This is a genomic window from Sphingopyxis sp., from assembly GCF_965227415.1.
GTDB lineage: Bacteria > Pseudomonadota > Alphaproteobacteria > Sphingomonadales > Sphingomonadaceae > Sphingopyxis.
Map to the genome: position 1 here is coordinate 2075370 of NZ_OZ245749.1, position 12734 is coordinate 2088103.

The 12734-nt window shown below is 63.6% G+C and carries 10 protein-coding genes and 1 pseudogene; 6 read left to right on the forward strand and 5 right to left on the reverse strand.

The genetic code is table 11. The features are described from left to right. Window positions 1-13 precede the first annotated feature (13 nt). The gene (locus ACO055_RS10180; protein ID WP_422058789.1) at window positions 14-1027 is read left to right on the forward strand and encodes an NADP-dependent oxidoreductase; all 1014 of its coding nucleotides are present in this window, start codon (window positions 14-16) and stop codon (window positions 1025-1027) included. Between the two features lie 38 nt (window positions 1028-1065). On the opposite strand, the gene ACO055_RS10185 is transcribed toward ACO055_RS10180, so the two are convergent. Further along, window positions 1066-1863: an enoyl-CoA hydratase/isomerase family protein gene (locus ACO055_RS10185; RefSeq protein ID WP_422058790.1), complete on the reverse strand. Its 798-nt coding sequence runs from the start codon at window positions 1861-1863 to the stop codon at window positions 1066-1068. Window positions 1864-2099: 236 nt separating this feature from the next. On the opposite strand from ACO055_RS10185, the gene ACO055_RS10190 reads away from it, so the two are divergent. Beyond that, window positions 2100-2897 carry a tyrosine-protein phosphatase gene (locus ACO055_RS10190; RefSeq protein ID WP_054586696.1) on the forward strand — a complete coding sequence of 266 codons (798 nt, stop codon included), beginning with the start codon at window positions 2100-2102 and terminating at the stop codon, window positions 2895-2897. Window positions 2898-2908: 11 nt separating this feature from the next. Here ACO055_RS10190 and ACO055_RS10195 read toward each other — a convergent pair. Continuing rightward, window positions 2909-3716 (reverse strand): annotated as a pseudogene (locus ACO055_RS10195) (SDR family oxidoreductase). A gap of 166 nt (window positions 3717-3882) precedes the next feature. Here ACO055_RS10195 and ACO055_RS10200 point away from each other — a divergent pair. From ACO055_RS10200 to ACO055_RS10210, 3 genes are read left to right on the forward strand one after another with little or no spacing between them, the layout of a single operon-like run. Next, a complete protein-coding gene (locus ACO055_RS10200) occupies window positions 3883-4989 on the forward strand; it encodes an NAD(P)-dependent alcohol dehydrogenase (RefSeq protein ID WP_058537079.1) in 1107 nt (368 codons plus the stop codon). Window positions 4990-5002: 13 nt separating this feature from the next. Then, on the forward strand, window positions 5003-6553 hold the full coding sequence (locus tag ACO055_RS10205) for an acyl-CoA synthetase (protein ID WP_058537080.1): 1551 nt from the start codon (window positions 5003-5005) through the stop codon (window positions 6551-6553). Beyond that, on the forward strand, window positions 6550-7323 hold the full coding sequence (locus ACO055_RS10210) for an SDR family NAD(P)-dependent oxidoreductase (RefSeq protein ID WP_058537081.1): 774 nt from the start codon (window positions 6550-6552) through the stop codon (window positions 7321-7323). Before ACO055_RS10205 ends, ACO055_RS10210 begins: the two co-directional genes overlap by 4 nt. A 56-nt stretch (window positions 7324-7379) precedes the next feature. On the opposite strand, the gene ACO055_RS10215 is transcribed toward ACO055_RS10210, so the two are convergent. Together ACO055_RS10215 and ACO055_RS10220 are read right to left on the reverse strand one after the other, a co-directional pair. Beyond that, a complete protein-coding gene (locus ACO055_RS10215; protein ID WP_054586691.1) occupies window positions 7380-8156 on the reverse strand; it encodes an SDR family NAD(P)-dependent oxidoreductase in 777 nt (258 codons plus the stop codon). A 33-nt stretch (window positions 8157-8189) separates the two neighbouring features. Further along, window positions 8190-10517: an enoyl-CoA hydratase-related protein gene (locus tag ACO055_RS10220; protein ID WP_058537082.1), complete on the reverse strand. Its 2328-nt coding sequence runs from the start codon at window positions 10515-10517 to the stop codon at window positions 8190-8192. Between the two features lie 204 nt (window positions 10518-10721). Here ACO055_RS10220 and ACO055_RS10225 point away from each other — a divergent pair, with 204 nt between their 5' ends. Continuing rightward, the gene (locus ACO055_RS10225; RefSeq protein ID WP_054586689.1) at window positions 10722-11225 is read left to right on the forward strand and encodes a DUF3237 domain-containing protein; all 504 of its coding nucleotides are present in this window, start codon (window positions 10722-10724) and stop codon (window positions 11223-11225) included. A 6-nt stretch (window positions 11226-11231) separates the two neighbouring features. On the opposite strand, the gene ACO055_RS10230 is transcribed toward ACO055_RS10225, so the two are convergent. Further along, window positions 11232-12701 carry a coniferyl aldehyde dehydrogenase gene (locus ACO055_RS10230; RefSeq protein WP_054586688.1) on the reverse strand — a complete coding sequence of 490 codons (1470 nt, stop codon included), beginning with the start codon at window positions 12699-12701 and terminating at the stop codon, window positions 11232-11234. Between the last annotated feature and the right edge of the window lie 33 nt (window positions 12702-12734).

A 12734-nucleotide genomic window follows, 5' to 3' on the forward strand; every position in this document is an offset into this window, starting at 1 on the left:
AAGGAGATAGGATATGAAGAACCGCCAATGGATATTGAAGCGCCGTCCGCAAGGCGCGCCTGGCGCTGCGGACCTGGAACTGCGGGAAACGCCCATAGGCCCGCTCGCGGACGGAGAGATATTGGTTCGCAACCTCTATCTTTCGCTTGATCCGACGAACCGGCTCTGGATGAGCGATCGCGACCAATATCTGCCTCCGGTCGGTGTGGGCGACGTCATGCGCGGCGGCACGATCGGGGTCGTCGAGGCTTCGCGCTCGGACCGCTTTCGCGTCGGGGACCTCGTCCTGCCATCGACCGGCGGTTGGGAGCTTTACTCGATAGCGAATGAGCGCGGATCGCGTCGTATCGCGCCGCAGGCTGGAGTTCCGCTGACGGCCTATTTGTCGGTCCTCGGGGCGACGGGACTGACGGCCTATTTCGGGCTGCTGGACATCTGCAAGCCTCGGGAAGGCGAAGTCCTGGCGGTGTCCGCGGCGGCGGGTGCCGTCGGCTCGATCGTCGGTCAAATCGGCCGCATCAAGGGCGCGCAAGTGGTCGGGATTGCCGGCGGCCCGGAAAAATGCGGCTGGCTTACCGAGACGCTGGGGTTTGATTCGGCGATCGACTATCGCAACGAGGATGTCGGTGTCGCGCTCGACCGGCTGTACCCGACAGGTATCGACATGAATTTCGAAAATGTCGGCGGTCCGATCATGGATGCCGTTTTCTCGCGTCTCCGCAAGGATGGCCGCATGGCGCTGTGCGGAATGATCTCCGCCTACAATGAGGACGGGCCAATGCCGGGGCCGCGCGACTTCGGGCGAATCCTCATGCAGCGCCTGACCGTTCGAGGCTTCATCGTGATCGATTATCTTCGCCAGGCGCCTGGAGCATTCGCCGACCTCTCGTCGTGGATTGCCGAGGGCCGGCTTGCCTGGAAGGATCATGTCGTCGACGGGCTCGAGGAGGCGGTGGTCGCGCTCGACCTGCTGTTTACAGGGGGCAACGACGGAAAGCTCGTCGTCAGAGTTTCGCCGGAGCCCTGACGCCTGACGCCTGACGCCTGACGCTGCGCACAGCCCCTTCATCGCATCGTTTCAAGTCCGACATCGCCTTCTGCGAACTGGAAGAGCGCCTCCGGCAGCGCCTCGCCGGTGAGGCCAAGCTCGCCAAACCGGCAAGCTTCCGCGGCCAGCCTCTCCCGGTCTTCGTCAGTGGCCGTCAGGCGCAGGATCGCGGACACCGCGGCGGTCGAACGGCCGGCGAACATGCCGGCCAATTCGAGGGCACGATCGAGCGCACAGGGGACCACTTCATCGACAAGGCCGGCCGCCAGCGCCTGGCTGGCCGTCATGACGTCGCCGCGGAGCATGAACAGGCGGGCCCGATGGCGTCCGACCAGTCGCGACAGCCGCTGCGTTCCCCCTCCGCCGGGGAAGATGTCGAGGCGAATTTCGGGAAGGCCGATCGCGGTGGCGGCGGGCGATGCGATCCGCATGGTGCAGGCGAGTGCAATTTCGAAGCCGCCGCCCATGCACAGACCGTCGATCGCGGCGATCACCGGCTTTTCGGCGGCGTCGAGAATCGCGCCGAGTTCGGCGAATGCGCTGGTCGCAAAGGCTTGCGGATCGACGCTTCCCATGCCTACGCGTTCAAGCGAAGTTGCAATTTGCCGGACGTCGGCGTGGCGGATGAAGATGCCGTCCTGACCGCCTGTGAGAATGATCGCTCGTGTTTCGGCCGCCGCGAGGAGGGGCCTGATCGCCGCGACAAGGTCCGCCGCACCGCCGTTCGAGATGGTGCCGTGCGGCGGATTGGCGAAGCGCACGACGGCTACGTCTTCGGCGCTTTCGACCTGAACGCGAAGCGGCTTGCCTGTCATCCGCGGACCTTTTCCATTGCTGATCCGGTGAGCTAGCATCCCCCGACCGGGTTGCACAATCAATTAATCAATCACATAATAAGGCTGGGGCGGGTTCTTCCGGTCTGGCATGAGCGGGGATGGAGCCCGGGCACCGGGCGATGACGCCAAAGTCGAAGGGAATGGCGTCACATATTGGAAACCCGAGACTGGTTGATAAACGCGGCGCACGGGCGCACCTTTTTGTGGGATATCATATGACCGAGACTGTCGTGATCGAAGAGGACCGGCTGGTCGCACTTGCCGGCGGCCAGAACTTTCGGGAGGTCGGCGGCTATCCGGCCCGCGATGGCAGGGTTTTGAAGCGACGGCTGATATGGCGGTCCGCCCGGCTGGACGAGTTGACGAGCGACGATATCCGCAACGAATCGCTCGACGCGATTTCCACGATCGCAGACCTGCGCCTGGCCAGCGAGCGCGCGCTCCATCCGACCGTTCCGGCTTTTGCGGAAAAGCGCACTACCTTGGTCTGGGACGAGGGCGATATCGATCTTTCAGGCGATCAGCGGTTGTTTGCGCGCGACCTCAAGCCCGATGATTATGCCGAAGCAGTGCGGCATTTCTACCGAAGCCTGGCCGACAGGCACGCGACGCATCTCGCCAGCCTGTATCGCCATATCGCCGCAGGCAGCCTGCCGGTGCTCATCCACTGCTCGGCCGGGAAGGACCGCACCGGCATCGCCATCGCACTATTGCTCGATCTCATCGGAATTCGCCGGGAATATATCATCGCGGACTATTGCAAGACGGCCGAACTGCTCGACTGGAAACGCCTGACCGCGAGTGCGGCGGCGGCGGGCATGCAAGGAAAGTGGATGGAACGTCTGGCGCCCGATGCGCTCGAAATCCTTATGCGCGCCGATCGCAGCTATATCGAGGCTGCCTTTCGCGAACTGGAGTGGCGGCATGGCTCGATATCCAGCTTCGCGAAGGACGTCCTCGGCCTCTCGGATAGCGATCTTGGCCGGCTACAGGACAACCTCCTCGAAGGCTGACCGGTCCTTGCCTATCGCGGCGGGACAGTGAGGGCGTCTGCCGACGCGTCACCGAGCACAGAACCTCCGTCACAATCGAGAATTGCTCCGGTGATATATTTTGCATTGGGGGTGCAAAGAAATACCGCGAGATCGGCGATGTCGCGCTTGACGCCATAGTCGCGCAGCGGAATCCGTTTCTTCAACGCCGCGGTCGCAGCCTCCGATGGGGTCAGCCTGCGCATGCCTTCGGTATGGCCGATTGGCCCCGGAGCGATGGCGTTTACGCGAACGCCGGCTGGCCCCCACTCCATCGCGAGCGTCTGGGTCAGATTGTTGATCCCTGCCTTTGCCGCGCCGGCATGCGCCTGGAACATCGTCGGGCGAACGGCTTGCCCCGCCGTAATCGCGATGAGCGACGCGCCAGGTTTGCGCAAATGGTCGAACGCGGCGCGCATCACGTTGAAAGTGCCCAGAAGGTCGATGTCTATGACCGTCTTGAACGCGTTTGCGGACATGCCAATCACCGGTGCCAGAAAATTTCCAGCGGCACCGGAAACGACGAAGTCGATCTCCCCGAACCGTTCGACCGTCGCAGCGAAGGCTGCGTCCACCGCCTCGAAATCGCGAACATCGGCGGCGAGCCCCATTGCCCGCGCACCACCCGGAAATGCTCCTGGCGGCTGCACTCACCCGCTCGGCATCGCGGCTTATGAGGCTTATGTTCGCCCCGAGTTCGGCGAATCGCCCAGCAATCGCGAGATTGATGCCGCCTGACCCTCCGGCGACGAACAATGTCCTGTTCTTGAAAATATCCTCACGAAACGCGTCCCCGGCCACCGTCAGTCTCCCTCACACTCTTCGCGTCAGCGCCCCATCACGAGCATCAGAGAATTTCATTAGTTGATTGATTATTTTTTTGCCAATTGATAATTCCACGCGAATAATGATCGCCGCCGCCCCTTTCGACAATGGACGAACGGCGACGGCGCGTGGGAGATGGAGCATGGCCAAGCAAGCAGTCGCCGCGGTAGCCCGCACCCCGGGAGGCCGGTGGGATATCGAGGATATCATGCTCGAAGATCCGCGGCCGGGCGAGATATTGGTCCGCATAGCGGGCGTCGGCCTCTGCCATACCGACCTTGCCTTTGGCGGAAGTCTCCAGATCATGAAGGCGCCGGCGGTGCTTGGCCATGAAGGGTCGGGTATCGTCGAGCGCGTCGGCGAGGGGGTGTCGAAGGTGCGCCCTGGCGATCATGTCGTACTGACCTTCAACAGCTGCGGCGAATGCCCCCGGTGCGATGAGGGCCGGCCGGCCTATTGTGTTCGCTTCGCACAAATGAACTATGGCGGCTGCCGAGTGGACGGAAGCCGGACGCTCTGTGTCGGCGAAGAACCCGCAAGTGCGAACTTCTTCGGCCAGTCGTCATTCGCATCCTATGCACTTGCCAATGAACGCAACACCGTCCGCGTCGACCCAGCGCTGCCGATCGAGTTGCTTGGCCCGCTGGGTTGCGGTGTCCAGACGGGCGTGGGCGCGGTGATGAACTCGCTCGCCTGCCCCAAAGGCTCGTCGCTTCTTGTGATCGGCGCCGGCGCGGTGGGGCTGAGTGCGGTCCTCGGCGCCAAGGTCCAGGAATGTGCCACCATCCTCGTTGTCGAGCCGCGGGAGGAACGCCGGGCCCTGGCGCTCGAACTTGGTGCGACGCACGTCATCGATCCGGCCTCCGCCGACTTTGCGACGGCAATCCGCGAAATCGTCCCGGTCGGGGTCGATTATGCGTTCGACACGACAGGCCGGCGAGAGGTCATCGAATCCGCGATGACTGCATTGGCGCCGCGCGCGACCTTCGGACTTGTCGGAATCGCAAGCCCCGCCGACGATCGGCTGGGTCTTTCGATCAACCAACTGGTCGGTGCGGGTCATATCGTGATGGGCATCATCGAAGGCGATAGCCTACCCGATATGTTCATCCCGCGCATGATCGAGCTCTACAAGGCGGGAGAGCTGCCTTTCGACCGTCTCGTTCGCAGATATCCGCTATCGCAGATCAACGAAGCCATTGCCGACCAGCACGCCGGACGGTGCGTGAAGGCCGTGATGATCCCCTGAGAGGACGGACACTATGCATCCCTCGATCCATGCCCGCTCGACGCCCCACAAGCCCGCCCTGATCATGGCCGAAACGGGCGAGGCGCTGCGCTATTCCGATCTCGACCGCCGCTCGAACCAGGGCGCGCAGCTATTTAGGGCCCTCGGACTGGCTCCCGGCTCGACGATCGCGATGTGCCTTCCCAATTCGCCCGCTTTTTACGAGATCGCCTGGGCTGCCCAGCGTGCAGGCCTCTACTTCGTCACCATCTCCAACAAGCTCCAGGCTGACGAAGTCGAATATATATTGCGCGACAGCGGCGCCCGGATCTTCATCATTTCGGCCGCGCAAGGCGAGGTCGCGGCGGAAATCGCGCGACGCGACCTCGATATCGACCTGTTCGCAACAGGCGGCCGGATCGCAGGCTATCTCGATTTCGAGTCCGAGCGCAGTGCAATGCCCCCAGTCCCGGTCGCCGACGAACAGGCGGGCTATGACATGCTCTATTCGTCGGGCACGACGGGACGGCCGAAAGGCATCAAGCCGAGCCCGATCTGCGGCGAGGCCATCGACAAGCCGGACTCGGTCGTCATGGTGGCGACGCAACTCTACGGCGCGTCGGCGGACAGCATCTATCTCTGCCCTGCACCCATTTATCATGCGGCACCGCTCCGCTGGACGATGGCGATGATGCGCCTTGGCGCCACCGTCGTTCTCATGGAGCGCTTTGCACCCGAGACGGCGCTCGCCGCCATCGCGCGATACAAGGTGACGATTGCGCAATTCGTGCCGACCCATTTCATCCGCATGCTCAAGATGCCGGAGGGCGAGCGCGCCGCCCATGACGTCTCGTCGCTGAGCACCGTGGTCCACGCCGCCGCCCCCTGCCCGGTCCCGGTCAAGGAAGCGATGATGGACTGGTTCGGTCCGATCATTCATGAATATTACAGTGGATCCGAAGGCAATGGCGGGACCTTCATCGGGCCTCAGGAGTGGCTCGCTCACAAGGGCTCGGTCGGCAGGCCCCTGACGACGAAGCTCCACATTTGCGACGAAGAAGGGCGGGAGCTTCCGCCTCGGCAGGAAGGCACGATCTATTTCAGCGGCGGGCCGCGGTTCGAGTATCACAACGACGCGGCCAAGACCGACGAGTCGCGGCATGCGGAGGGATGGACGACGCTCGGCGACATCGGCTGGGTCGACGAGGAAGGCTATCTCTATCTCACCGACCGCAAGAGCTTCATGATCATCTCGGGTGGGGTGAACATCTATCCACAGGAGATCGAGAATCTGCTGGTGACACATCCAAAGGTCGCGGACGTCGCCGTGATCGGCGGACCGGACGAAGAGATGGGCGAGCGCGTGATCGCGGTCGTTCAGCCCGTCCATTGGTCCGACGCCGGTGACGCGCTTGCGGCCGAACTCATGGCGCTCGCGCGCGAGAAGCTCAGTCACGTCAAGGCACCTCGTCAGATCGACTTCTCGAAAGCGCTCCCCCGGCTCGACACCGGCAAGCTCTACAAACGCCTCATCCGCGACGAATATTGGGCTAGGGACAAGGCTGCCGGAGCCGCATCGCGATGACCGCCGCTCCGAAGGATGCCTCGCTTCTCGCGGGCCAGTCTGCTATCGTCACCGGGGCCTCGTCGGGGCTCGGCTACCGCTTTGCCAAAACGCTCGCAGCGGCGGGTGCCGCCGTTACGGTCGTCGGCCGACGTATCGAACGCCTCGAAGCGCTGGTCGCCGAGATAGAGACGGCGGGCGGCAGAGCGACCGCCGTCGCAGCCGATGTCGCTGACCCGGGGCAAATCGTCGAGGCGGTCGACAAGGCGCAGGCGGCGTTCGGACCAACCGGGATCCTCATCAACAACGCCGGCATTCCCGATGCGCAGCTCGCAACGCGCATGCCGCTCGATCTCATCGATCGCGTGCTCGACGTGAACGTGCGTGCGCCCTTCCTCTTCGCGCGCGAGGTTGCAACGCGGCTCATCGAGGCCAGGCAACATGGGCGGATCGTCAATATAGCCTCGATAGCGGCCTTTGTGGCGCCCAGGCAGGGCGCCGCCCTTTACGCGACGAGCAAGGCTGCGGTCGTGCGGATGAGCGAAGCCCTGGCGATCGAATGGGCGCGCTTTCATATCAACGTCAATTGCATTGCCCCGGGCTCGTTCGATTCCGAGATGATGGACGGGATGCGGTCCCGGACCGGCGACGCCTTTATCGGCACCTTTCCGCGCAAGCGGCTGGGTTTGCCGGAGCAACTTGACTCAAGCTTGCTCTATTTGGTGTCGCCCGCCTCGGAAGCGGTCACCGGGACGATCCTCAAGGTCGACGACGGCCAGTTCCTGCGCTGACCGCATGCTTAACGACCTCCGGAGCCAAAGCGGGAGAGGCAAGTCGCAAGGATGTCTCATAGCGATTGTCCATCATCGACGGTGATGACCGTACCGGTTATCCCGAGCGATGCGTCCGAGCAGAGAAACAGCAACGGCGCGTGGAGATCGCTCGCCGGGCGCAAGCGGGCGCGCGGAAAGGAAGCGATATATGCCTGCCCCGCTTCGCTTCCGACCATCTCCGCCGTCATCTCGGACTCAAAATAGCCAGGCTGGATGACATTCACATTGATGCCGCGCCGCGCCCATTCGCGCGCAAATGCCTTGGCCATATGGCGCGCAGCGGCCTTGGTCGCGCCGTAAACGGACGCCGCGGGCAGCGCCCGCTCGGCCGTAATGGAGCCGATGATGACGACTCGGCCATGCTCGCGCTCGCGGCTTCCCGCTGCCACGAGCCGCCGCGCTCCTTCGGTGGCGGTCAGGAAGGCGCCCCGGACGTTGACAGCGAGCAGATCGTCGACATGCGAGGCGGTGAGGTGCAGGGCCGCGTTATCGCTCGCGATACCCGCATTGGCGACAATCGTGTCGACAGTTCCGAAAGCTGCCTCGGCTGCATCATAGGCCGCTATTGTCGAGGCTTCGTCCGTGACATCGAGGGCCACGGCGAGCGCCTCGCCGCCCTGCCCCCTGATCGCATCGACCTCTGCCTCGAGCCGGTCGACACGCCGCGCCGCAAGGACCACCTTAGCGCCGGCCTCAGCGAGCACGCGCGCAAAGCCCGCGCCAAGTCCGGACGAAGCGCCGGTCACGAGCGCCACGCGCCCGGTCAGATCAAAAGCTGTCGCCACACCCATTCCCCCTCTCCTTCCCGGCAGACCCCGAGAAACCTATCGGCCCTTCCAGACCGGTGGCCGCTTCTGGGCGAACGCGAGCGGCCCCTCGCGCACATCGTCCGACCGGAAGAGCGCTCCGATCGCCGGATATCGCGTCTGGTTCCCATAGGCGGCCGCGAGGTCGCTTTCGTCCAAGCCTTTCATGACGGCCTCCTTCGAAGCCCGGATCGACATCGGGCTGCACGCGGCGATGTCATCGGCCCAACGCCGCGCCGCTGCGAGCAGTTCGTCTTGCGGCACCACTTCATTGACGAAGCCAAGCGACAGACCTTCAGCGGCCGATACGCGGCGGGCGGTGAGGATCATGCCCATGGCCTGCTTGAGGCCGATCTGCCGAGGCAGACGGTGGAGCCCCCCCGCAAGAGCGGCGAGGCCAACCTTGGGCTCGGGAAGAGCGAAAACGGCGCCTTCGGCCGCGATGATGAGGTCGCAGGCCAATGCAATCTCGAAGCCGCCACCCATGGCAATACCATTTACCGCGGCGATGACGGGCTTGTTGTTGTCCCAGCGCGCGGTGAGGCCGGCAAATCCCTTGGTCGGTGTCTCGAGCGGCAAACCCGCAGCCATCGACTGCGCGGTGAACTTGAGGTCATTACCCGACGAAAAGGCCTTGTCACCGGCCCCCGTCAGGATGGCCACCCACTGATCGGGATCAGCCTGGAAGTCGTCGAAAACCTCGGCCAGCTCCTCGTTCGCATATGGCGTCAACGCATTCATCGCGTCGGGGCGGTTGATCGTGACCAGAGTGATCGGCCCGTCGCGCTCGACGAGACAGAAGCGGCGCGGTGCCGCGCGCCGGTCGCGCTTCTCGCCTGCCTCCCATATCCGGGCGCCAAAGGCATCGGTGCGGATATGGCCGGACGTGCCGATGGGATTGGCGTCGAGCGAGGAGAGGACCAAGATCGATCGATCATCGTCACGCCGCACCTTCGCGATCGTTCGCTGGCCATCTGCGGTGCGCGCGATCACGACGCCGTGGAGGACCTCGCCCTTCGGCGTATAAATGATCGTGTGCGTTTCGACGGTGGCAGCGCCCTCATAGGTCTCTGTAAATTCGGGCACGGAGCCGCGCAACGCGTCCGCCCTGGCCTGAACCGAATAGTCCGGGCTCAAAGTCTTTTCCGGGGGCCGCGTCGAGATCAACAGCGCATGATGTTTGGATACGACGCCACCCTGGCCGTAGAGAAGGCCTGTGGTTCCCTTTCCGGCCCGCAGCTCCCGGACCATCGCGCAGACGCCGTGGCTCATATAATTGTTCATCGGGCCGCCAAAGAAGGTCAGCCCGCCGGTCACCGTCGGCTTGACGTCCGGCCGCAGCTTCAGCGTCTTGAGCGCCATCTTGGGCACAATCGGAAAGCAGCTGTACAGTTCCGCCAGATCGATCGCGGAGGCATCGCCGCCAGCGATCTCGACTGCCTGCTCCAGAACCACGCGCTGCGCGGTCGACTGGTCATAGCGGTCGCGTTCCAGATAATCCCCGGGCTCCTGCGCTGCCGCGCCATCCCAGATATAGATCAGCCGCTCTTCGGGAATCCCGTTGGCGAGGGCCCATTCGAGGCTTGCCACGACGATCGCGGCCGCCTGGTTGACCGAAGGGTTCGCGACCATGAGCTTGGGATAGGGAAAGGCCACCAGCCGGTTGCTCTCCGAAGGCGTGCCGATCTCTGCCGCTCCCGGCGCGGAACGCAACCATGCGGTTTCATTGGACGCGGCTACCTTGGCATAGTCCGCCCAGAGTTCGGCGGCAGCGGCGCGGCCCTCGGCCGGGGTCTGCCCGCGGGCGGCCTGGAAGGCGTTCTCATAGAGCGGGTAGATATGAACGGGCGCAGTCATTCCGAGCTTTTTCGAGGCCTTGCGCATCGGAAGCGAGGCGAAGTCGACCGCGACGGTTTCCTCTTTGGGAGCGAGCGGGGTCCAGTCGAGCTTCGCCTTGGCCTTGCGCGCCTTGCCCATCGCATTGACGGCCTCACCGCCCACGATCGCGGCAACGGCGCTGTCACCCCGCGCGATACGGAGTGCTGCCTCGTGCAGGAGGCGAATAGGCGTTTCGCCGCCCATGCTGGCATTTTGGGCACGGGCGGGGCCGATCGAGAGCTTCTCGCAAAGAAGAGCTACGGGGTCGCGGTAGCGCCAGGTGACCTGTCCGACGAGATCCATCGAGTCCAGCGCGCCGAGAACGGCCGGCGTTTCCGCCGCCGCGCGGCGCAGCGCTTCTGCCATCAGCGCCACAGGTTCGAGCGCCTTGCCCGGGTCATCCGGGCGATCCACAATCTCGCCGACGGCGATGATCACGGGCGTCTGCGCTGCTGCTGTCCCTTTCATCTCAGCTGTCTCCCATCCTTATACGTCCGGCTCGCCACTTGCGCGCGCAGCGTCTTCCTAAAACCGATCGATAGGCAAGCGGACGTCAGGTGGCAAGTTAATTGGTCAATTGATTATTATCGCGGCCCGTCTTAGGATACGACGCTGCCCGCTTCCAAACGACAGCCCGTAGCAGCCGAGCATTCCAACTTGATGGAGAAGAGCATGCACCTTGAACCCCTGCTGCGCATGCGCGTCGATCTGGGCAACCGCTATCCGATCGGACCGATACCAAAGGGTCGCCGCAACGTGTGGCAGCTGGGCGGCGGCACCGTCGAAGGCCCACGTATCAAGGGCACGGTCGCGCCTGTCGGAGGCGAGTTCGAGTTGATCGACCAGGAGGGCGTCTTTCACATCGACGTTCGGCTCGTCATCGTCACCCACGACATGGCGAACATCTTCGTCCAATATTTCGGGGTCGCCAACACGACGCCGCAGGCTGCGGCCAAATACAAGGCCGGCGAGACGGTCGATTTCGGCGAGACCTATTTTGCGACGCAGCCCCGCTTCGAAACCAGCCACGCGCGCTATTCCTGGCTGAACCATGTGATGGCGGTCGCCGAGGGTCGGGGGGACGGGAGGGCCGTCGAATATCTCATGTACCAATGCGTCCCCGATCAGTCGATTGGTCTGGCGCGCGCGGACAGCGTGTTCAAATTCGACGGCTAGCTCCTTCTACCGGGCGCCCGCTCCGATCTGCTTGTCGACGAAGGCGCGAAGCTTGGCGCCATAGGGCGGCCTGAAAAGCTTCATCGGCCCCAGATCCCTGCCGAGCTGAGTGTGGATCGCCTTGCGATGGCTGAATTCGCGAAAGCCGTCGATCCCGTGATAGGCACCCATACCCGAAGGCCCGATGCCGCCGAAAGGCAGATTTTCCTGCGCGCAATGCATGATCACGTCATTGACGCACACACCGCCCGAGGTCGTGGCATCGATGATGCGATCGCGTTCGCCCGCTTCCGATCCAAAATAGTAAAGCGCAAGCGGCCGGTCGTGCGCATTGATCTCCGCCACAACCTCCTCGGCGCTGTCATATGCAACGACCGGCAGAAGCGGCCCGAATATCTCGTCCTGCATCACCGCCATGTCGCGGGTCGCATCGAGAATGAGTGTCGGAGGTATCCGGCGATGCTCCTGCTGTTCGAACGTCTCGCCAGCGGGGTTGATCTCGACGATCGTGGCACCCTTCTCACGCGCGTCCGCGACATAGCCGCGCACGCGCTCGAAGTGCCTGTCCGATATCATGGCCGTGTAGTCAGGATTATCCTTGAGGGAGCCGAACATCGCCTCGGTCGCCTGCCGTGCCTCGGTGACAAAGCTGTCGCGTAGCCCACGAGGCACGAATATATGATCAGGCGCCAGGCATATTTGACCGGCGTTCAGGGTTTTTCCGGCCATGATCCGCGCTGCGGCGACGGGCATGTCCACGCTCGCACCGAGGATCACAGGGCTCTTCCCGCCAAGCTCGAGCGTCAGGGGCACGAGATTCTCCGCGGCAGCGCGCATCACATGCTTTGCGACCGAGCCGGCGCCGGTGAATATCAGGTGATCGAAGGGCAACGCCGCGAAGGCGGCCCCCACATCGGCACCGCCTGTCACGACCGCGACCTCGTCAGGCGCGAAATATTCGGCGATCGATTGCTGGAGCAGATCCGACGTTCGCGGCGTGAATTCCGACGGCTTGATCAGCGCCCGGTTCCCGGCAGCCAGAACGCCGGCAAGCGGAGAGAAGACGAGACCCACCGGAAAGTTCCACGGCGCGATGATGCCGATCACGCCTTTGGGCTGGAACCGGATTTCCGACCGGGCGCCGAAGAGGCCGAGCAACCTCGGTTCGACCGGCCGTCGTTCGCTGCGCATCCATTTGCGCAGATTGGCCCGACAGTCGCGCAGCGCGCCAAGCGGACTCATGATGTCGGTGATAGCCGATGCGTGGCGCGACCGGTTGCCGAAATCGGCATTGATTGCCTCTTCGAACCGCGCGGAATAGTCGCGAAGCAAGGCAGCACAGCGATCGAGCCGGTCAATTCGCAAATCCGCGCTCGCCTGACCGTCCGCAATATGGGCCTTGCGCTGACGCTGTAGCAACTGCTCGAGAGCAGCGCTATCGGTGGCCATCGTGTCAGCGCGTAAGCTCTTGGTCATTTTTGGTACCTTCCATAGCTTCTGAAACGGGAA

Bases quoted from the DNA above. Each gene is read 5' to 3' on its own strand.
- ACO055_RS10200 (WP_058537079.1), top strand. From the start codon at position 3,883: ATGGCCAAGCAAGCAGTCGCCGCGGTAGCCCGCACCCCGGGAGGCCGG.
- ACO055_RS10230 (WP_054586688.1), bottom strand. From the start codon at position 12,701: ATGACCAAGAGCTTACGCGCTGACACGATGGCCACCGATAGCGCTGCT.
- ACO055_RS10225 (WP_054586689.1), top strand. From the start codon at position 10,722: ATGCACCTTGAACCCCTGCTGCGCATGCGCGTCGATCTGGGCAACCGC.
- ACO055_RS10205 (WP_058537080.1), top strand. From the start codon at position 5,003: ATGCATCCCTCGATCCATGCCCGCTCGACGCCCCACAAGCCCGCCCTG.
- ACO055_RS10220 (WP_058537082.1), bottom strand. From the start codon at position 10,517: ATGAAAGGGACAGCAGCAGCGCAGACGCCCGTGATCATCGCCGTCGGC.
- ACO055_RS10180 (WP_422058789.1), top strand. From the start codon at position 14: ATGAAGAACCGCCAATGGATATTGAAGCGCCGTCCGCAAGGCGCGCCT.
- ACO055_RS10185 (WP_422058790.1), bottom strand. From the start codon at position 1,863: ATGACAGGCAAGCCGCTTCGCGTTCAGGTCGAAAGCGCCGAAGACGTA.
- ACO055_RS10215 (WP_054586691.1), bottom strand. From the start codon at position 8,156: ATGGGTGTGGCGACAGCTTTTGATCTGACCGGGCGCGTGGCGCTCGTG.
- ACO055_RS10190 (WP_054586696.1), top strand. From the start codon at position 2,100: ATGACCGAGACTGTCGTGATCGAAGAGGACCGGCTGGTCGCACTTGCC.
- ACO055_RS10210 (WP_058537081.1), top strand. From the start codon at position 6,550: ATGACCGCCGCTCCGAAGGATGCCTCGCTTCTCGCGGGCCAGTCTGCT.